The following is a 21,101-nucleotide window of genomic DNA, read 5'->3' as shown; positions in this document are numbered from 1 at the left end:
ACCGCCATGGCAGAATTCCCCAGCACCAGCAGCATCGTCGGCGGCGCCGACAAGAAGGCCGAATTGAAGGTCGATCTGCGGCCGACCCTGTTCATCGGCGCCGGCGGCACCGGCATGGAAGTGATGATGCGCATCCGCCGGCGCATCCTGTCGGCGGTGTGGAACCGCCACAATCCGACCCGCGTCGAATCGATCGGCCAGTTCCCGGTGGCGCGCTTCCTCCACTTCGACCTGGACAGCGGCGCCATCATCGACGAAGGCAAGTCGCAGCGCAGCGATCCCTGGTACGAGCTGGTCAAGTTGAGCGACGAGGAGCGCCTGGTCGAGCACATCGATCTGCAGCAGTACCACGAGTCCGACGACAGCCTGGCGCGCTTCCCGCTGATCGAGCAGTGGATGCCGTTGCGGCCGAAGAAGCTGCGCTCGCTGGGCATCGACCCGTCCAAGGGCGCCGGCCAGATCCGCGCGGTGGCGCGGCTCTACCTGTTCGACAAATATCCCAAACTGCGCGGCCGCATCAAGGGCGCGCTGAACTTCTTGAGCAGCAACGCCGGCAACGAGCGCAAGGAGAATTACCAGCGCCTCGGCCTGACGGTGGACACCTCCAAGTTCCGCATCGTCGTCATCGGTTCGAACGCCGGCGGCACCGGCGCCGGCAGCCTGATGGACCTGGGCTGGATCGCCAAGGCCATCGCCCGCCAGGAGGTGGCCGACAGCCAGGTCGACCTGGTGATGCTGATGCCGTCCGGTTACGCCAAGGCCAACAAGGAACGCACCGAGGCCAACGCCTACGCCACCATGATGGAGCTGGAGACGGCGATGCGCGACATGAACGCGCAGGTGCGCTGGGCCGAGCCGGACAGCCTGGTCGGCAAGGGCGCGCCGTTCGACGACGTCTACTTCGTCGACACCGCCAACCTGGCCAACAAGGCGACGCAGGACGTCAAGGATGTCTACCAGATGGTGGCCGACTCGCTGTTCGAGGATTTCGCCTCGGCCGACTTCGCCAACCGCAAGCGCTCGGTGGCGGTCAACCAGCAGCAGCACAAGCTGGGGCCGTTCAATCCGCGCGTGCCGGAGCAGCGCTTCGGCGACATGCGCCTGTCCTACTCGAAGGTCTACTCGGCCTTCGGCCAGGCCGTGCTGGACACCCAGCAAAGCCTGCGCGAGGACATCCGCGCCTACGAGCTGGCCGCCATGATGGTCAAGGCATTTTTCGGCATCGTCGGCACGGACGGCGCGCCGGCCCGCCGCGCCGGCGACCAGGAACGCGACATCTTCATGCGCGAGCAGATGGCGATGGCCGAGCATCCCTTCGACACCTTCCCCGATTTCAAGAAGGGCACGGTGGACGTCACGCCGTTCCAGGAATACGCGCTGACCGACCGCCTGTTGATGGACAAGGACGAGCGTTCGCTGCTGGAGCGGATCGAGAGCAAGGTGCAGCTGGAGATCGACCGCATCATGGGCGCGTATGAGATCAACGTCTGGCGCGAGAAGGTCGCCGAGCTGCTGCCGCAACTGGAGCGCGACGCCATCCGCGAGGCCGGCGCCACCGCCGAGACCAGCGAGGACCGCATCAAGCGCCACACCGCCGAACTGCTGCTGCGGTTGAAGGGACGCTGCCGCGAGCAGCTGTACGCGCTGCTGGACGACCGCAAGCAGGGCGGCCTGGAGTTCGTGCTGTCGCTGCTGGAGCAGATCAAGTCGCGCATCGCCCAGCGCGACCTGGCCTGCGCCGAGCGCAACGGCAAACGCTACCGCGACATGCGCGACGCGCTGCGCACCCGCCAAGTCGAGGAGTCGCTCAACAACCTGTCGCAGGCGGCCGGCAAAATGTTCGGCCGCGACGCCCAGGCGCGCGAGGTGATGAGCCACCTCAAGCGCGACATCGCCGATTACCTGCGCTTCCACTTGCTGGCGGTCGCCGCCGGCCAGGCGATGGAGGTGTTGCGCGCCATGTCCACCTGGCTGGGCGACGCCACCTCGGTCGACGAGCAGGGCCAGCCCGTGTGGAGCGGCATCGCCGGCGAGTTCCAGGAGGGCCGCCGCTGCGTCGAGGCGATGCTGGGCGCGGTCGACCAGCGCATCGACCAGCTGCGCGCCGACGCCCAGCACGAACACGCCACCTACATGAAGCTGGCCAGCGACACGCTGCCCGAACCGGTCAAGCTGACCGGCGACATCAGCAGCTGGAGCGAAGAGGTGCTGCTCGAATTCGGCGGCTCGGCGCGGCTGTTCCCGCAGCTGGGCGACGAGCGCCTGCGCGCCTCGCTGCTGCTCAAGTTGTTCCGCCGCGCGCAGACGCAGCTCAGCCGCGAGCAGGCGGTCGACGGCGTGCCGGTCGATCCGCTGCTCGAACGTCTGGCCGCCATGTCGGCGCCGGAGCGCCAACGCACCTTCAACGAATGGATCAAGAGCGCCATGCCGTGGGTGAACGCGCGCTTCTCGGCCGAGTTCACGCCCAAGGCCGACCAGTTCAAATGTTTCATCGGCGTCGGCGACGCCAACGCCTGGCGCAAGATGGAGGCCGAGATCAAGGCCGCCGTGCCGACCGGCTTCTTCCACGGCGACCTGGTCAGCATCGTCAACACCGGCATCGTCGGCAAGGCGGTTTGCTACATCGAGCTGTCCGGCTTCCCCATGACGGTGCTGCGCGGCCTGCCGACCTGGCGCACTTCCTACCAGATCGAGAACCCGAAGATCCCGACCCATTTGCACTTCGACTCGACCCGCTTCCGCCATCCGATCGCGCCGTCGATGGACGAGTTGAACCGCCTGGCCGACGACTACGAGTGGTTCCTGCAGGCGATCGCGCTGGGCGTGGTCAAGCGCAAGCCCGACCTGTCCGACCGCGAGGCCAGCTTCCAGCCGCGCGGCCAGTACTTGTTCGAAGTGGAGGCCGGCTCCGGCGAGTGGCTACAGATCGGCAACGAGTTCGCCATCCGCTCCAATGGCCTGCCGGCCTATTACCGCGAGCAGGTGGTGGCGGCGGTGCAGCACCGCCTGGCCCGCGCCGGCGCCAGCCAGCTGCTGCTGCTGGCGGCGTTGATGCGCCACTATCAGTTGAAGGTCTACCAGCCCAAGCTGGACGTCGACGAGACCGGCGCCGAGTTGCCCTCGCCGTCGCTGCCCAACATCACCGCCAAGCGCCTGTACGACGCCTGGCTGCGGCGCGCCCAGGGTTTGAATCCGGCGGTGTCGGCGCAGGCCGTCGAAACGGCGACGGCGCTGCTGTCGCAGTGGAGCGAGCAGGTGGTCGATTCGGCCAGCGACGCCTACAGCTGGGAGGTGCAGCAGACGGTGGACAAGCGCGTGCTCAAGCCCGAGTATCTGGTGAGCGAGACGCAGGCGGCCGGCGTGTTCGGCGGCGGCCGGGAGCCGGGGCCGTCGGCGTATGCGGCGGCGGCGGTGGAAACGGCGGCCCAGGCGATGCAGTACCATCAGCCGGTGGCCAAGCGGCCGGCCAGCTACAAGGTATTCCTCAACAAGGTGCAGCACGGGCCGTACTCGCTGGAGGAGATCGCCCAGCGCATCGTCCACGGCGAGATCGACGCCGGCACCAAGGTGTGGAACATGTTGTGGGTGCCGCGCGTGGACCAGTGGCGGGCCGCCGGTGACATGGCCGAGCTGAGCGCCCTGTTCGACGCGGTCATTCCCGACCCGGAAGACGACATTCCCGATCCGGAATAGAGCAAGGTGAAGAAGTGACTGAAGTGATTTATCGTTGTATCAACCAAGGCTGCGGCAAGGGCTTTCCGCGCGCGGTGGCGTTCTGCCCTTATTGCGGCACACGCCAGGCCGTCGAGGCGGTGCGCGCGCAGCCGGCCGTGCCGACACCTGCGCCGGCGCCGGCTCCGGCGCCTATTCCCGCGCCGGTGCCGGTTCCGCTCGCCGCGCCGATGGCTGCGCCCGCACCTACACCCGCACCCACACCCGCGCCCGCGCCGGTGCCATCCCCGGCGCCCGCGCCAACCCCGGCTCCGGCTCCGGCCCCGGCGGCCAGGCCAAAGGTCGACCTGGGAGCCAAGCCGATGCGCATTCCGCCCGCCGCCCCCGGTTCGGGCGAGCGCCGCGTCGGGCCGCCGCAGCGCAAGCCGATCGGCAAGGGCACCTGGCTGGCGGTGATGCTGGCGCTGGTGGGGATTTGGATCGTCGCCAAGCCGGCCGACCCGCACAAGAAGCTGGCGGCGCGCATCGAGGCGGCCACCACGCTGGCGGCGGCGTGCAAGCTGGACGACGCCCGCGCCGAGCTGGCCGCGCTCAAAGGCGCCAAGGCCAGCGCCAGCGAACTCAAACCGCTGCAGGACGCCATCTTCGGCGCGGCGTCCTCGTGCGAGAAGAAGCGCCTGCGCGGCAAGGCTTGGAGCGATGCCAGGCCGCAGATCGACGACGCCGTGCGCGCCGGCCAGCTGGACAAGGCCGCCGCCCGCCTGGCGGCCTTCCGCAAGAAGTGGGGCGACGACAGCGAGACGCACGAGCGCGAGGAGCGCATCGACGGCCAGCGCGTCACCCAGCTGCTCGACGAGGCGCAGGCCTGCCTGAATCGCGGCGACCGCGTCTGCCTGGAGGGCAAGCTGCTGGCGGCTGAAAAGCTGAAGCGGCCGGAAGCCGATGCCCGCATCAAGACGCTGCGCGACGCCTTGTCGCGACTGCTGGAGGCGACCTTGCTGGGTCAACCGTCGGCGCAGGAATCGACTCAGGCTGCCAACGCCGGCGTCAACGCGGCGGCGCTGAAGGCCGCCGCGCCGGTGCGCGCCGAGGCGCCCCATACGACCTTGCTGACGACATCGCCGGCGGTGGCGCAGAACGCGCAGACGGCGCGCCGCTTCCTCGCCGAGGCCGAGCGCGACATGGGCCAGAATAACTACAAGGCCGCGCTGGAGAAGGCCGACAAATGCCTGGCGCTGGCCGAAACCGGCAACCGCGACTGCCAGGCGCTGCGGCAAAAGGCCGAGCGTCTGCAACGCGAGCTGCAGCGCTGCATGGCCAGCGGCGCCGACTGGGTCGACGACCACTGCCAGCAATAGAGCCGAGCCGTCGGCCCGCCCCCCAGCCGGTGCGCGGGCAGGGCGCCGGCCGTTGCCGTCTCCGGCGCCGCTTGGCCGGCGCCAGCGCCAGCAAGGCCAGGCTGCTTGTCAGCCGCGCTGCGGCGGCGCCCGGCCCCAGCGGCGCGTCATCCACAGCGACAGCGCCGGCCAGGATAGCAGCATCGCCAGCAGCAGCGGCGCCGGCAGGGTGCCGAGGGTGTCGAGCGTGACGGTCAGGCCTTGGCGCACGCCGAACGTGGCCAGCGCCAGCAACAGCGCGCCTGTGGCGGCGTAGCAGATCCCGGCGAGCGGCCGCGCCAACCAGCCGGCGTGCGCCAGCGACAACAGCACACTCAACGATAGCGACAAGGACAACAGGGCGGCGCCGCTGGCCACGTGCATCGTCGTGCCCGGCATCGCAAGTTGTATGGTCAATGCGGTGAGCAGCAGGCCCCAGCTGCGCATGCTGCCGCGCATCGCCTCGGCGAACCAGGGGCGCCATAACAGGTCCGGCGTGCGCAGGCCGGCCAACATGGCGACGCCGCGCACCAGCGCCGCCACATGGGCGCGGCCGAACAGCGCCATCAAGACGCAGGCGCACAGCAGCAACAGCCTGATGCCGACGGCGCCGGTCTGCGGCGCCGCCGCGCTGACGGGCAGCAGGCAGGCCCAGTACACGCCGAGTATCGCCAGCAGCAGATTCAGCGTGCGGATTGTATGGACTGGATGGATTTCCATTTTTTTATCGTTCATGTGAATTACCGTAGCACTACTGTAGTACACGTGGCAAGGATCCGCCGCGCGCCAATCCGCCAGAAATCCGCCGCTCATTCCGAAAAAACCACCGCTTGTCGCAAAAATAATGCCAAATTCGCATGCCGGGCTAGAGTGTCGCCAGCGCGCGGTGTATCCGGTGTATTTCGCCGCGCCGACAAGGAACCGTCAACCAGGCGGTCGATCAGAGTGACCAGGAACCATTAGGGGAGTGCGCGCATGCTAACGATTCAACAGCTGAACAAGACCTACGCCAACGGCGTCAAGGCGATCAACAATGTAAGTCTGGAGATCCCGAACGGCATGTTCGGCCTGCTCGGCCCCAACGGCGCCGGCAAGTCTTCGCTGATGCGCACCATCGCCACCCTGCAGGAGCCGGACAGCGGCAGCATCCACTTCAACGGCGTCGACGTGTTGGCCGACAAGGAAGGCCTGCGCCGTCAGCTGGGCTATCTGCCGCAGGACTTCGGCGTCTATCCGAAGGTCAGCGCCGAGAAGCTGCTGCACCACTTCGCCGTGCTCAAGGGCCTGGCCGGTCGGGGCGAGCGCAAGGAGGCGGTCGAGGCGCTGCTGCAGCAGACCAACCTGTGGGAGGCGCGCAAGCGCGGCCTGGGCACCTATTCGGGCGGCATGCGCCAGCGCTTCGGCATCGCCCAGGCGCTGCTCGGCGCGCCGCGCCTGGTGATCGTCGACGAGCCGACCGCCGGCCTCGATCCGGACGAGCGCAACCGCTTCCTCAACCTGCTGGCCAAGATCGGCGAGCAGGTGGTGGTGATCCTGTCGACCCACATCGTCGACGACGTCACCGACCTGTGCCCGCGCATGGCGCTGATCGTCAAGGGCGAGGTGCTGATCCAGGGCGAGCCGCAGGCCGCCATCGACACGCTGAAGGGCCGCGTCTGGCGCCGCAGCGTGGCGGCCGAGCAGTTGGCCAGCTACCAGAGCCGTTTCAACGTGCTGTCGAGCCGTCTGGTCGGCGGCAAGCCGCAGATCAACGTCTACGCCGAGAGCCAGCCGGACGACGGCTTTGTCATGGTCGAGCCGGACCTGGAGGACGTCTACTTCCTGCAAGTGCGCCACGCCGCCACCGCAGCCGGCACCGGCCGCGCCGCCGCGCCGGCCGCCACACCGGCCGCCGCCACCGCCGCCGATCCAGTGTCGGTCTAAGGAGCGCGCCATGTGGAGGGAATTTTTCAAGTTTGATTTAGACTACCAGCTGCGCCAACCGCTGCTGTGGGTCTGCGCCCTGCTACTCGCCGCGATGGCCTTCGGCGCCAGCACCACCGACGCGATCCAGGTCGGCGGCGCCATCGGCAACGTCAACCGCAACGCGCCCACCGTGGTGGCGCAGATGTTGGGCAGCTTCAGCGTGCTCTCGCTGTTCATCGTCACCATCTTCATCGCCGGCGCCGTGCTGCGCGACAGTGAGGTCGGCATCTCCGACATGCTGTTCGCCACGCCGATGCGCAAGATCGACTACCTGTTCGGCCGCTTCGTCGCCGGCCTGGTGGCCTGCCTGCTGATCTTCGCGCTGATCGCCGTCGGCATGATGCTCGGCCCGCTGATGCCCTGGGTCGACCAGGCCCGCGTCGGCCCCTTCCCCGGTGCCGCCTACCTGTGGACCTTCGTCGTGCTGGTGCTGCCCAATCTGCTGTTCATCGGCGCGCTGCTGATGCTGCTGGCCGCCACCACCCGCTCGATGATGCTGGTCTACGTCGGCGTGCTGGCGCTGTTCGTGCTGTGGGCCGTGGCCGGTTCCTTCACGCGCGACATCAACAACGAATGGGTCGCCGTGCTGGTCGACCCCTTCGGCGTGCGCGCTTTCGGCCGCACGATCCGCTACTATTCCGCCGCCGAGTCCAACAGCGGCCTGCCCGCCCTGGGCGGCTACCTGCTGGCCAACCGCGCGCTGTGGAGCGGCGTCGCCTTGCTGATGTTCGGCGCCACGGTGGCGCTGTTCAAGCCGCAGCGCAGCGGCACCGGCCGCCGCCTGTTCGGCAAGGCCGCCGCCGTCGCGCCGTCCGCCGCACCGGCCATCGCCGCGCCGGGCCTGCTGCCACGGATCGAGCCGCGCTTCGGCGCGGCCACCGGCTGGGCGCAGTGCTGGCGCATCTTCTGCTTCGACGCCGGCGGCGTCTTCAAGAGCGTGCCCTTCATCGTGCTGCTGCTGCTCAGCGTGGCCAACCTGCTCGGCACCGCCGCCAATTCCGATGTGCAGTTCGGCACGGCGCTGTATCCGCTGACCTACCGCATGCTGCAGGTGATGCATAGCAGTTTCAGCTTCATGCTGATCATCGTCGTCACCTTCTACGCCGGCGAATTGATCTTCAAGGAACGCCAGGTCAAGATCGCCGACGTCAACGACGCCATGCCGGTGCCGAACTGGGCGCCGCTGCTGGCCAAGAGCCTGGCCATGGTCGGCGTGGTGCTGGGCTTCCTGCTGGCCGGCGTGCTGGCGGCGATGGCCTTCCAGCTGTTCAAGGGCGGCGCGCCGATCGAACCGCTGTTGTACCTGCAAGGCAGCCTGCTGAGCGCGACGCCCTTCATTTTGATGGGACTGATCGCCATCTGCCTGCAGGTGCTGACCAATAACAAGTTTATCGGCTACCTGCTGATGATCGTGCTGATGGTGGCGCAGATCGTCATGGGCGTGCTGCACTTCGACCACAACCTGTACTCCATCGGTTCGCTGCCGGCCAGCCCGTATTCGGACATGAACGGCTACGGCCACTTCCTCAAGGGCTGGTCCTGGTTCGCCCTGTACTGGAGCCTGTTCACACTGGCGCTGCTGATCGTCGCCCAGGTGTTCTGGGTGCGCGGCCTGTCGGTCGATTGGCGCGCCCGCATCCGCCTGGCCGCTGGCCGGCTGCGCGGCGGCTCCGGTGTGGCGCTGGCGTTCAGCCTGGCCGCCTTCGCCGCCACCGGCGGCTGGATCTTCTACAACACCAATGTGCTCAACCACTACCGCGCCTCCGACGCCTTGATGGATCTGCAGGCGCGCTACGAGAAGCGGTACCGTCAATACATCGACCTGCCGCAGCCGAAGATCACCGACGTGCGCGCCGAGGTCGACATCTACCCGGCCGAGCGGCGCGTCGCCGTGCGCGGCCACTACGTGTTGGAGAACAAGACCGCCGCGCCGCTCGACACCCTGCGCATCCAGGAGAATCCCGACGAGCAGACCCGTTGGGAGAATCTGCCGGCGCACCAGTTGACGCTGGACGACAAGGAGCTGGGCTTCAAGATCGTCAAGCTGGCGCAGCCGCTGGCGCCCGGCCAGCGGCTGGCGCTCGACTTCAGCGTCGACGTGCGCCGCACCGGCTTCACCAACAGCGGCGCGCCCGACACGCTGAACCTGAACGGCACCTTCTTCAACAACCAGGAGTTCTTCCCGCACTTCGGCTATGACCGGGGCCGCGAGCTGGTCGACCGCAACGAACGGCGCCAGCGCGGTCTGGGCGAACCGGAACGCATGCGCAAGCTGGAGGACACCGCCGCCTACGTCAACGCGGTCTTCGGCGGCGAGGCCGACTGGATCAACTTCGACACCACCATCTCGACCAGCGCCGAGCAGATCGCCATGGCGCCCGGCTATCTGCAAAAGAGCTGGGAGCGGGACGGCCGCCGCTATTTCCACTACAAGATGGACCAGCCGATGATGCCATTCTTCGCCTACCTGTCGGCCAAGTGGGAAGTGCGGAAGGGCGACTGGAAGGGCCTGCCGATCGAGATCTACTACGACAAGAAGCACGGCTACAACACCGGCCGCATGATCGAGTCGGTGCAGAAGTCGCTCGACTATTTCTCCGCCCAGTTCACGCCCTACCAGCACAAGCAAGTGCGCATCCTGGAGTTCCCGACCTACTCGCAGTTCGCCCAGTCGTTCGCCAACACCATCCCGTACTCGGAGGGCATAGGCTTCAGCGCCGACCTGCGCAACAAGGACGACATCGACTACGTGTTCTACGTCACCGCGCACGAGATGGCGCACCAGTGGTGGGGCCACCAGGTGGTGGGCGCCGAGGTGCAGGGTTCGACCATGCTGATGGAGTCGCTGGCGCAGTATTCGGCCATGATGGTGATGGAGAAGGAGTACGGCCGCGAGAAGCTGCGCCGCTTCCTGCGCTTCGAGCTGGACCGTTATCTGCGCGACCGGGGCGCCGAGAAGATCGAGGAGCTGCCGCTGTACAAGGTGGAGAACCAGCAGTACCTGCACTACCGCAAGGGCAGCCTGGTGTTCTACCGTTTGCGCGACGAGATCGGCGAGGCGCCGCTCAACCGCGCCTTGAAGCACTACCTGCAGGACAAGGGCTTCCAGCAGGCGCCGTTCACCACCACCAAGGAACTGCTGGCCTACATCCGCGCCGAGGCGCCGGCCGACAAGCAGGCGCTGATCACCGACCTGTTCGAGAAGATCGTCTTCTACGACAACCGGGTGGTCGAGGCCAAGGCGGTCAAGCGCGCCGACGGCCAGTGGGACGTGACGATGAAGCTGCATCTGGCCAAGATGGAGGCCGACGGCAAGGGCAAGGAGACGCCGCGCGCCTACGACGAGCCGGTCGAGATCGCCGTGTTCGCCCGCCCGGCCGGCGGCAAGGAGAAGGACGAGCGCGTGCTGTTCAGCGACAAGCGCCTGCTGGTGGGCGCCGAGCCGAGCGTCACCGTGACGGTCAAGGAGAAGCCCTTCGACGTCGGCGTCGACCCCTACAACAAGATGATCGACCGCGTCTCGCGCGACAACCGCAAGGAGGTCAGCTACGATTGACGGCCCGGGTTGGCGGGTCGGGCGTTTGCGCCCATTCCCCCGGCCCATGGCGAGAGCTTGGCGAGTGGGATATGAAACGCGGCCAGCCGGTCCGAAAGCGGCTGCAAGGCCACGGCCAGCTTGCCGACCCGCTCGGCCAAGGTGTGTTGGCGGCCGTCCGAATTCAGGCCGGCTGAAATCCGTCTGTTCCCATCCGGAGGCGCTTGGCCAGGATTGTTATCGAAATAAGTGAAGTGCTATCAATTGCATGCTATGTCATCAACATTTCATCGTTGTTACGTAAGCTGTTGCCTAGCATGACTTCAGTTTTCATGTTTCCCTGACAATCGACCTGGATCAATCAAATGCATATTTTCAAATTCGCGCACGCACGCACGCAGGTGCATGCATGAGCCGACGCGACTTCCTCCGCAAAATGGGCAAGTCGGCCGGCGCAAGTGCCGTGCTTGCGACCTTTCCACCGTCCATCCAAAAGGCGCTGGCGCTCCCCGCCAACCAGCGCACTCGTAGCCTGCAGGATGTTGAGCATATCGTCGTGCTGACGCAGGAGAACCGCAGTTTCGACCATTACTTTGGCACCCTGGAAGGGGTAAGGGGATTCGGTGATCCCTTTCCGATTCCGGTGATGGACCGGCAAAATCTCTTCAATCGCAAATCGGTCTTCGTGCAGCGCTCCGTCGGCGGCGCGCCGGTGCCTGGCCGGCCCAACTGGCCCCAGGGCAGCGCCATCGCGCCGTTCCGCCTCAACACGGTGCAGGACTTTCCGGTCATGCGCGTGGCCGGGACGCCACATGCCTGGCTCGACGCCCAGCTGGCGTGGGACCACGGACGGATGAATGACTGGTGCACGGTCAAGCAGAACCACGCGATGGGCTATTACGCCGACGCCGACATTCCCTTCCAGTTCGCGCTCGCGCGTGCCTTTACCATCTGCGACCACTATCACTGCGCCACCCAGACCGGTACCAACACAAACCGGCTGTTTCTGTTCAGCGGTCACAACGATCCCCTAGCTGCCGCGGGCGGCCCATCGACTGACAACAGCCACGACGACTTCAATCCGGACATGTCCACCGACTACTTGTGGACCACCTATCCGGAGCGACTCGAAGCGGCGGGTATCAGCTGGCAGGTTTACCAGAACATGGCGGACAACTTCACCGATAACTCGCTGGCGGGATTCCGTTCTTTCCGCAACGCGTGGTATCGCCGGCCGGGCTATTCGCAATCCCTGCGCAATCGCGGCACCACGACGCGTGACATCGACCTGCTCAAGGCCGACGTGCTTGCCAACCGCCTGCCGCAGGTCAGCTGGGTCGTCGCGACCGCCGAAGGCTCCGAGCACCCGGGTCCCTCAAGTCCCGCGTCGGGCGCCGACTACATCGCGCGCGTGCTGGACGCCCTGACCGCCAATCCTGAGAGCTGGAGCAAGACGGTCCTGATCATCAACTTCGACGAGAATGACGGCTTCTTCGACCACATGCCACCGCCGGCGGTCCCTGCGTACACGAGTTACGGCAGCAATCCGGCGCAGTCGCAGCTCGCCGGTGGTTCGACCGTCGACACGACCGGCGAGTACCATCACGTGCTCAACGGCGCCGATGCGCGTACGCACCATCGCCCCTACGGTCTCGGGCCGCGCGTTCCGATGTATGTCATCTCGCCGTGGACCAAGGGCGGCTGGGTGAATTCGCAGGTCTTCGACCACACATCGGTGGTGCGTTTCATCGAGGCGCGTTTCGGTGTGCGCGAGCCGCTTATCAGCCCATGGCGCCGTGCGGTGAGCGGCAACCTGTTGTCCTGCTTCGACTTCGCAACCCCGAACGACAACGGGTTCACGCAACTGCTGCCGGAAACGGCTGCGCGGCGTTCGATGGCGCTGAGCCTGCCAAACACCAAGGTGCCCGCAACGCCGACCAGCCTGACGGCACCCGTCCAGGCTGCCGGCGTGCGTCCGGCACGCGCTCTGCCCTACGAACTCCAGGTGCAGGCCCAGGTGCCGGTCGGAGGCGGCCAGGTGGAGCTCAGGTTCGACAACCTGGGCGAAGCCGGGGCGGTGTTTCATGTGTACGACCGCCTGGCGTTGGAGCAGGTGCCGCGCCGCTATACGGTCGAACCGGGCAAACAGCTCAAAGGCCGCTGGAACACCGCATCTGCCTACGATCTCTGGGTACTAGGACCGAACGGCTTTCATCGCCACGTCGTTGGCGACGTGCGCGGCGACGGCAACGCCGCATGGCCGGAAATCAGCCTGCGCGCCGAACGCAGCGCCGGCGAGCTGCTCATTGACCTGGTCAACAATGGCGCGCAGCCATGCACCTTCCTACTCACCGCCAACAAGTATTACGCGAGCAAGCCGTTGGAAGTGCGCGTCGTCGCACGCTCGAGGAGCGCCGTCCGGCTGCCCCTGGCATCGAGTTCCAACTGGTACGACTACAGCCTGCGTGTGGCTGGCTTGCCGGGCTGGTTGCGCCGCTTCGCCGGCCATCTGGAAAACGGCTTGCCGTCTATCAGTGACCCTGCGATGCGCGGGGCAGCGCAGCTTGACCAGTACCGCGTCATTTGATTTTTATAAGGAGCTTTTCATGAAGTGCAGATTTTTCCTTGCCGCGGCCTTGTTCGCCGTGGCGTGTAGTGGCAAGGCTGACGTCATCTACGGTCAGAACCTCATTGTCAACGGCGATGCCGAAGCAGGCGTGAGCGGCTGGACCGGCTACCCGGGTTACGGCATGGTCCAGTCGGTGGACTATGGCAACAACTGGGTGCTTCCCACCCAACCTGGCCCGCTCAATCGCGGATCGAAGATGTTCGCCGGCCTCGGGCAGTATGCTGTGGGCTCTCAGACCCTGGAGTTCGGCGTGCCGACGGCCCAGAACAGTTCCTATTACCTGAGCGGATGGCTCGGCGGCTGGGCCGCCCAGGGCGATAACGCACTGTTCTTTGTGCAGTTTCTCGATGCGGCGAACAATGCGATAGGAAACGCCGCGATCGGTCCCGTCACCCCGCAAGATCGCGGCAACCAGACCGGCCTGTATTACCGGGAGTCCATGGGAATCATGCCTGCCGGCACCAGCAAGCTGTCGTTCTGGCTGTCGATGGAGCGTCTCGCTTCGAACGACAACGATGGCTACGCGGATAACCTGTCCTTCATCGCGCGGGAGATTAGCAGCCCGATACCGGAACCGGGCATGGCGTCGATGTTCTTGCTGGGCTTGGGCATGTTGGTCGGGGCGCGCCGCCGCAATACGCGCCCGCATATGTCGTAATTGGGGTCGTACGACGTCGACCAGCAGCGCGAACGCCGTTGCTGCTGAGGTGTACTGTCAATAGCGGACACGCTTGTTTCAAGCCACCCGTGCTTGTTTGCTGAAATTTCGAGCAAACAACGCGGGTGCTACGTTGCCGAGGCGCGCCTAGATACCGACGATCCTAAATCCAGTCGCGGCGCTACTGTAGCCTTTCGTTTGGATCAGTATCGTATGCGAGCCACTTTGCAGTTTTGCCCTAACGCGGTCAAACAGGAGCACGGCCTTGCCGCTATTGTTGTGCCGGGACATATAGACGAATCCATCGAATTTCGCGGGGTTGTTGTACACGGCGAGCGACCATTTTTGCGCGATGTCGTAGTCGCATGTTCCGGCCAAGTCCGCATGTCCGTCGAGGCGTTTAAGAGTAGCGCCGGTGAGGTTCAGAAGCCGGAGGCTATCCCCTTCGAAACGATGCACATACATGCTGCTGAGGGTCGTGTTCGCGATTTCAAATACTCCGTTGAGCGGATCTCGGTCGTGCAGAATCGATTCGGCGATGGCCACGGCAAGTGTATAACCAAGATAGCAGGTGTCGAATTCGGGCGAGCCAACGAGGCAGCCGGGCGCATCGAAGCGGTTGGAGCCTGAATGGCCAAAGTGGGGCTCACCACTGGTGTAGGCGCTAATCCTATAGAGCTTGTCTGGCGAGAGGTAGGTGACGGGCTGCTTGTCTGTGGAAAGAACCGCTGGCGGCAAGCCGAGTGGTTTCGCCGTCAAGTTAGCGCCCCTTGAAACCGGAAGCGGCAGCCAGGACGCGCTGCAAGTCACCTTCTGCGATTGCTACAACCGGGCTGCGACCACCCAAAGAAGTCTTAGGGGTGATGAAAAACTCCCACTTGCTCGGGCCGGGCATATCACCCAAGGCCTGGGATACTCTCTCCAATTCGCGGCGTTCCGGCTTTTCGCTAGCAAAGAATGCCGGATACAGCTGTGCGTTCGATGGTCCTACGACGGAGAAAATGCGGAATTCCTTAACGGCCTTGCTCAACGCTTGGCGGCTAAATGCCAGACGCTGGCAAATATCTGATGACGTCAACAATAGACCATCATTCAGGTGCTTTAGCCTGGATAGTAGGCTCTGGCTATTGAGTACGGCGGTGAATTCGTCGTTGTCGCGATTGTCAGTGAGGCGTGATGCCTTCGTTGGGGAGGCGTAGCGCTCCAGCAAGCCTTTGACCTTGGTGCGCGGGATTTTTGGAAAATTCGTATCAAGACGCGCTACCGGGTTCACCGACATGTCTTTGTTGTCAATCGTGGCAGGTGGCGAGTCACGGAACTTGACAAGCACGTAACCGCCGCCGAGGTCGGCAGATCGTTCGACGTCGGCGGCTGAAAAAACGGCAGCCGTATTCGATGCAAATGATCTTCCAGCGCTAGCAGGCTGCCGGGGAGCGAGTTCTCTCCTCAATGTGGTGGGAACTTTTTTCATGTTTGGCGTAGACATGACGGACTCCAATCTAATTGAGAGAGTCTACACCGCCTATACTTCATGTCAACCGCGTCAACTACAAGGCCGCATCCGCACCGCCACGCCGGCCGGCCCGGCGTGGCCCGACAGCGGCTTGCGCGCGTCTCGTCGAGCATGGCGTTGAGGTTGGCGCCGAACGCGGTTTAGCGCGCCATGATGGCTTCGATCTCCGCCATCGTTTTCGGTACGTCACGGCTGAGCACCTCGCAGGCGCCGGCCGTTACCGCGACGTCGTCCTCCACCCGGATGCCGATGTTCCAGTACTGCTCCGGCACGTCCGCCGCCGGCCGGATGTAGATGCCGGGTTCCACTGTCAAGGTCATGCCCGGGCGCAGAATGCGCGCCGGCCGCCCGGCCGAGGCGATGCCGGCGGCGGTCTCGCGGTAGTCGCCGACATCGTGCACGTCCAGGCCCAGCCAGTGGCTGGTGCGGCACATGAAGAAGCGCCGGTAGTCGCCGTTGCCGACCACGTCGTCGATCGAGCCGGACTTGTGCTTGTCGAGCAGGCCGCTGTCCAGCATCCCCTGCGCCAGCACGCGCACCGCCGCGTCGTGCGGATCGGTGAAGCGCTTGCCGGCGCGGACCTGGGCGATGGCGGCCAGTTGCGCCGCCAGCACGATCTCGTACATGGTCCGCTGGGCGCTGGAATAGCGGCCGCCGACCGGGAAAGTGCGCGTGATGTCCGACGCGTAGCTGGCGTATTCGCAGCCGGCGTCGATCAGTAGCAGGTCGCCCTGGCGCAGCACCGTCGCGCCGGGATTGTGGTGCAGCACGCAGGTGTTCGCACCGGCGGCGACGATGGATGGATAGGCGGGCGCGTCGGCGCCGTGGCGGCGGAACTCGTGCAGCAGTTCCGCCTCGATCTGGTATTCGCTCACGCCGGGCCGCGCGAAGCGCATGGCGCGCAACTGCGCGCCGGCGGAGATCTGCGCCGCCCGCCGCATGCTGGCCAGTTCCTCCTCATCCTTCAGCAAACGCATTTCGTCCAACGGCGCGCGCACATCGTGCATGACCAGCGGCGGCGCGACACCGGAGCGGGCCTGTCCGCGCAGGCGGTTCAGCCACGACGCCACTTGCGCGTCCCAGCCGGCGTCGCGGCCGAAGCCGAAGTAGAGGGCCGGCGCGGCGGCCAGCAGCGCCGGCACGTGCTGCTCCAGCGCGGCGATGGGAAATGCCGCGTCGAAGCCGAAGCTGGCGCGCGCGCCTTCCGGGCCGTGGCGGAAGCCGTGCCATATCTCGCGCTCGGCATCCTTCTCGCGACAGAACAGGATGCTTTGCGCGGCCAGGCCCGGATCGGCGTCGGCCACCAGCACGATGACCGCGTCGAGTTCGGCGAAGCCGGACAGGTAGTAGAAGTAGCTGTCGTGGCGATAGGCGTATTCGACGTCGCCGTTGCGTATCAGCTCGCGCGCGGTCGGGATGATGGCGACGCCGCCGCCGTTGCCGCGCATGTGGGCGAGGAGTCTGGCGCGTCGTTTGGCAAATTGGTTCATGCGGTGTTCCTTTCATCGGGGGAAGAGGTGGGAGGGGCCGGCGCCAATCGCCAACGCCAGCCGAGATTGATGCCCAGGCCGGCCAGCGCGATCAGGCCCATGCCGGCGATCTGGAACCGGCCGGGCCGGTGGCCGTAGACCAGGAAATCGACGCCGACCGCCGCCGCCGGATAGACGAAGGTCAGCACGGCGATCGAGGCGAGGCCCATGGCGGGCAGGGCGCCGTAGATCAGCACGTAGGCGAGCGCCGTGGGGATCAAGCCGAGGCCGGCCATCCAGCCCCAACGCGCCGGGCCGATGCCGTCGGCCGGCAGGGTGACGAAGGCCGCCAGCGCGACCACGCCGACCAGGCAATGTGTCAGCGCGATCAAATGGGGCGGCATGCCGCGCATCGAGCGGGTGGTGACGGTCACGCCGGCGTAGGCCAGCGCCCCGCCCAGCGTGCAGGCGATGCCGATCGCATAGCCGTGCTGCGCCAACGGTGCACCGGGCGCCGCGCCGCAGGCCAGCACCAGGCCGCCGAAGCCGACGCCGATCCAGGCGAATTGCTGCGCCGTTATCCGCTCGCGCCACAGCAGCGCGCCGATGGCGATGACGAAGAAGGGCTGGACGTGGAACACCACGGTGGCGACGGTAATGCCGACGCGGCCGATGGCCTCGAAGAAGCTGACCCAGTTGAACACCATCAGGGCGCCGCTGAAGATCGCCAGCCGCATATTCCTGGCGCTGACATTGGCGCGCACGAACAGTCCGCGCCAGCAGCAAAACAAGGCCAGCGCCAGCGCGCCGAAGAGGCAGCGGAAGAAAGCGCAGCTGATGGAATCGAGTCCCAACTCGTGCACGAAAATGCCCAGCGTGGCCAGCATCAGCATGGCGGCGACATAGGCCAGGGTGGCGCTGCCGCTGCGCATGGCGGCGCCATTTGAGTTTGTCATGGGAGTGCTCCGATCAAGGATTTGAGCTATGATCGGTGTTTAGTTAATCTTATACAAACTGATTAAAATTAACTGATTCATTCGAATAAGCGAATCATGGAAAATCCCGAACTCAACCTTGGCCAGTTGCGTACCTTTGTCGCGGCGGCCGAACGTCTCAGCTTCATCGGCGCGGCCGAAGCCGTGCACCGCTCGCAGGCGGCGGTCAGCATGCAGATCATGAAGCTGGAGGCGGCGGTGGGGCAGCCGCTGTTCGAGCGGCACACCCGGCGCATCGCACTGACCCGCGCCGGCGACACCTTGCTCGCCCATGCGCGCCAGTTGCTGCGGCTGGAGCACGAGGCGCTGGCCGCGCTGCGCAAGCAGGCGGTGGTCGGCCGCGTGGTGCTGGGCGCGCCGGACGACTACGTGTCGTCGTTGCTGCCGCCGATACTGGAGCGCTTCGCCAGGATGTTCGGCCAGGTGGAGATCGAGCTGGTCTGCCTGCAAAGCGTGTTGCTGCAACCGATGCTGCGCAAGGGCGCGATCGATTTGGCCTTCGTCACGCGCGGCGCCGGTTTGGACGGCCAGTTTATCCGGCCCGAGCCGATGGTGTGGGTCGGCTCGCCGCGCCACGCCGTGTGGCACAAGACGCCGCTGCCCGTCGCGCTGTACGAGCAGGGCTGCGTCGCGCGTGAGCATGCCTTGGCGGCGTTGGAGAAAATGGGCCGGCCGTACTGCGCCACCTACAGCAGCCCCAGCCTGCTCGGCATCCTGGCCATGGTCGACGCCGGCCTGGCGGTGGCCGCGCTGGCCGAGTGCAGCGCGCCGCCGCACCTGGTCCGGCTGGGCAAGGCGGAGGGTTTTGCGCCCATCACGCCGCTGGAGATCGTGCTGATCAAGGGCCGGAAAAACAGCTCGCCGGCGGCCGAATGCCTGGCCAATGAAATCATGTTGACGCTGAGCGGGAATGGCGGCGCGTCGGTGGTGGCGCAGGACTGAACCGCAGCGCCGCCCGGATCGCATCCCCAGCGCGTCAACTCAGGCGCAAGGCCGCATCTGCACCGCCACGCCGGACAGCACGGCGTTGCCCGACAGCGGGTCGCGCAGCGTCTCGTCGAGCAGGGCATTGAGGTTGGCGCCGGGCCGCTCGGCGGCCACGCCCAGCTTCGCGCCGGGCAGGTCGTGGCCCCAGCCGTGCGGCAGGCTGACCACGCCGGGCATCATCTCCTCGCTCAGTTCGACCTGCGCTTCGATGCGCCGCGCGCCGTTGCTGATCTCGGCGCGCGCGCCGTCGGCCAGGCCGAGGCGCCGCGCGTCGTCCGGATGCAGTAGTGCGGTGCAGCGGAAGGCGCCCTTGGCCAGCACCGGGAGGTTGTGCATCCAGCTGTTGTTCGAGCGCAGCTGGCGGCGCCCGATGATGACCAGCGGCGGCACCGGCGCAGGCGCGGCCAGGTCGGCGGCGACGCGGGCCAGGTCGGCCAGCAGCACGGCCGGCGCCAGTTCGATCTTGCCCGACGGTGTGCGCAGCAGTTCGGGGATGCGCGGCGTCAGCGCGCCCAGGTCGATGCCGGACGGCGCCGCCTTGATTTTGGCCAGCGTCAGGCCGCCCGGCTTGGCGCCGAACTGGTCGCCGTAGGGGCCGCCGCGCAGGCCCAGGTCGAGCACCCGCTCGATGCCGCGCAGTGGCGCCAGCGCGGCCAGCACTTGCGGCGCGGCGGCGCCGGCCGTCTTGTCGAGCTCCTGTTCCAGCGCGGCCTGGTCGAGCGCCTCGATGTCGGCCTGCCAGCCGTGGCCCTGGACGATGGCGGTCAGGCGCAGCATGCTGTCCCACTCGTCGGGCTGGCCGGCCGGGCGCGCCAGCACGGGCGCGCTGTAGCGGGCGTGGTTGCGGTGCGAGAACTGGGTGAAGCTGACGTCGTAGTGGCCGTCCTCCAGCGGCGACACGCCGGGCAGGATGACGTCGGCGTGGCGCGAGGTTTCGTTCAGGTAGATGTCGAGGCTGAGCATGAAGTCGAGGCCGTCGAGCGCGGCGGCCAGGCGGGCGCCGTTGGGCGCCGACAGCACCGGGTTGGCGGCGATGGCGATCAGCGCCTTGACCTGGCCGGGGCCGGGCGTGTCGATCTCCTCGGACAGGCAGGTCAGCGGCAGTTCGCCGGCCACCTCGGGCGCGCCCGAAACGCGGCTGCGATAGCGCCCGCTGACCACGCCACGGCCGACGCCGGGCTTGCCGCGCGTGTTGGCGGCGAAGGCGGCGGCGCGCGGGAACATGGCGCCGCCCTCGGTGTCGAGATGGCCGCTGAGGATGTTGACGACGTCGATCAGCCACGAGCACAAGGTGCCGTACTGCTGGGTGCAGGTGCCGATGCGGCCGTACACGGCGGCCCGCTCGGTGCCGGCCAGCGTGCGCGCCAGCTCACGCATGGTGGTGGCGGCGATGCCGCAGCGCGCCGCCATTTTCTCCGGCGCGTAGGGCAGCAGGGCGGCGCGCAGCTCGTCGAGCCCGGCCAGATGCCCGGCCAGGCGGCCGGGCCGCAGCAGGCCCTCGTCGCACAGCGTGTGGGCCAGGCCGAGCAGGAAGAACACGTCGGCGCCGGGGCGGATGAAGTGGTGGGCGTCGGCCGCCTGCGCCGTCTCGGTGCGGCGCGGGTCGACCACGACGATCCGGCCGCCGCGCGCGCGCAGGGCCTTGGCCTTGCCGCGATAGTCGGGCACCGTCCACAGGCTGCCGTTCGAGACCATCGGATTGGCGCCGAGGATCAGCAGGAAGTCGCAGCGTTCGATGTCCGGCACCGGCACCGACAACCAAGTGCCGAACATCAGGCCGACCGACAGCATCTTCGGCACCTGGTCGACGCTGGAGGCCGAGTACATATTGCGCGTGCCGAGCGCGCGCGCCAGGCGGGGAAAGGCCAGCGACAGGCCCATCTTGTGCGACACCGGGTTGCCCAGCACGGTGGCGACGGCGTCGGCGCCGTCGCGCGCGATGATGGGCAGCAGGCGCCGTTCGATCTCGGCGTAGGCCTGCTCCCAGCTGGCCTCGACGAACACGCCGTCGCGCTTGATCAGCGGGGTACGCAGGCGGTCGCCGTCCTCGTGCAGCTCCTTCAACGCGACCGCCTTGGGGCAGAGGAAGCCGGCGCTGAAGACGTCGGCCTCGTCGCCGCGCACCCGCAGCACCCGCGCGCCGTCATGTTCGATGGTCAGGCCGCAGGCGGCCTCGCAGAAGGGGCAGATGCGCTGCGCGGTGCTGCTGGCGGCGACGGTGTGCTGGGTCATGGCCTGGCCTTATCAGAAAGTGAACGCTCGTTCTATTGTCGGGACTCGCCCGGCCGCTGTCAATCGACAT

Annotated in this window: 13 protein-coding genes; 7 read left to right on the top strand and 6 right to left on the bottom strand. The window is 66.6% G+C overall.

The genetic code is table 11. The features are described 5' to 3' along the window. Positions 1 to 6 precede the first annotated feature (6 nt). Both H7U20_RS26510 and H7U20_RS26505 read left to right on the top strand, forming a co-directional pair. Positions 7 to 3,693, top strand: coding sequence for a tubulin-like doman-containing protein (locus tag H7U20_RS26510; protein ID WP_199762141.1), 3,687 nt, complete (start codon positions 7 to 9; stop codon positions 3,691 to 3,693). A 341-nt stretch (positions 3,694 to 4,034) separates the two neighbouring features. Then, a complete protein-coding gene (locus H7U20_RS26505) occupies positions 4,035 to 5,030 on the top strand; it encodes a hypothetical protein (RefSeq protein ID WP_199762140.1) in 996 nt (331 codons plus the stop codon). 108 nt (positions 5,031 to 5,138) lie between these two features. Here the strand turns inward: H7U20_RS26505 and H7U20_RS26500 are convergent, their stop codons facing one another. After that, a complete protein-coding gene (locus H7U20_RS26500) occupies positions 5,139 to 5,783 on the bottom strand; it encodes a hypothetical protein (RefSeq protein WP_199762139.1) in 645 nt (214 codons plus the stop codon). A 240-nt stretch (positions 5,784 to 6,023) separates the two neighbouring features. Here H7U20_RS26500 and H7U20_RS26495 point away from each other — a divergent pair, with 240 nt between their 5' ends. From H7U20_RS26495 to H7U20_RS26480, 4 genes are all read left to right on the top strand, one after another. After that, complete coding sequence (locus H7U20_RS26495) at positions 6,024 to 6,971, top strand: ABC transporter ATP-binding protein (protein WP_199762138.1); 948 nt, start codon at positions 6,024 to 6,026, stop codon at positions 6,969 to 6,971. Positions 6,972 to 6,981: 10 nt separating this feature from the next. Then, a complete protein-coding gene (locus tag H7U20_RS26490) occupies positions 6,982 to 10,569 on the top strand; it encodes a M1 family aminopeptidase (RefSeq protein WP_199762137.1) in 3,588 nt (1,195 codons plus the stop codon). 388 nt (positions 10,570 to 10,957) lie between these two features. Next, a complete protein-coding gene (locus H7U20_RS26485; protein ID WP_199762136.1) occupies positions 10,958 to 13,135 on the top strand; it encodes a phosphocholine-specific phospholipase C in 2,178 nt (725 codons plus the stop codon). Further along, complete coding sequence (locus H7U20_RS26480) at positions 13,113 to 13,835, top strand: PEP-CTERM sorting domain-containing protein (RefSeq protein ID WP_233411108.1); 723 nt, start codon at positions 13,113 to 13,115, stop codon at positions 13,833 to 13,835. The genes H7U20_RS26485 and H7U20_RS26480 overlap by 23 nt, the downstream gene beginning before the upstream one ends. A gap of 147 nt (positions 13,836 to 13,982) precedes the next feature. On the opposite strand, the gene H7U20_RS26475 is transcribed toward H7U20_RS26480, so the two are convergent. The 4 genes from H7U20_RS26475 to H7U20_RS26460 all read right to left on the bottom strand — a co-directional run bounded on the left by H7U20_RS26475 (position 13,983) and on the right by H7U20_RS26460 (position 17,773). Beyond that, entirely contained in the window at positions 13,983 to 14,594 is a 612-nt protein-coding gene (locus H7U20_RS26475; protein WP_199762135.1) for an RES family NAD+ phosphorylase, read from the bottom strand. Position 14,595: 1 nt separating this feature from the next. Next, positions 14,596 to 15,321, bottom strand: coding sequence for a hypothetical protein (locus tag H7U20_RS26470; RefSeq protein WP_199762134.1), 726 nt, complete (start codon positions 15,319 to 15,321; stop codon positions 14,596 to 14,598). A 167-nt stretch (positions 15,322 to 15,488) separates the two neighbouring features. Then, positions 15,489 to 16,838 (bottom strand): aminopeptidase P N-terminal domain-containing protein, encoded by a 1,350-nt coding sequence (locus tag H7U20_RS26465; protein WP_199762133.1) that lies wholly within the window; start codon positions 16,836 to 16,838, stop codon positions 15,489 to 15,491. Next, the gene (locus tag H7U20_RS26460) at positions 16,835 to 17,773 is read right to left on the bottom strand and encodes a DMT family transporter (protein WP_199762132.1); all 939 of its coding nucleotides are present in this window, start codon (positions 17,771 to 17,773) and stop codon (positions 16,835 to 16,837) included. The genes H7U20_RS26465 and H7U20_RS26460 overlap by 4 nt, the downstream gene beginning before the upstream one ends. Positions 17,774 to 17,869: 96 nt before the next feature. Here H7U20_RS26460 and H7U20_RS26455 point away from each other — a divergent pair, with 96 nt between their 5' ends. Next, positions 17,870 to 18,754, top strand: coding sequence for a LysR family transcriptional regulator (locus H7U20_RS26455; RefSeq protein ID WP_199762131.1), 885 nt, complete (start codon positions 17,870 to 17,872; stop codon positions 18,752 to 18,754). A 39-nt stretch (positions 18,755 to 18,793) separates the two neighbouring features. Here the strand turns inward: H7U20_RS26455 and H7U20_RS26450 are convergent, their stop codons facing one another. Then, positions 18,794 to 21,031 carry a molybdopterin-dependent oxidoreductase gene (locus H7U20_RS26450; protein WP_199762130.1) on the bottom strand — a complete coding sequence of 746 codons (2,238 nt, stop codon included), beginning with the start codon at positions 21,029 to 21,031 and terminating at the stop codon, positions 18,794 to 18,796. Between the last annotated feature and the right edge of the window lie 70 nt (positions 21,032 to 21,101).

Origin of the sequence: Rugamonas violacea (assembly GCF_016461825.1) — a bacterium.
Lineage (GTDB): Bacteria > Pseudomonadota > Gammaproteobacteria > Burkholderiales > Burkholderiaceae_D > Rugamonas.
This window is presented reverse-complemented; position numbering and strand designations above follow the sequence as displayed.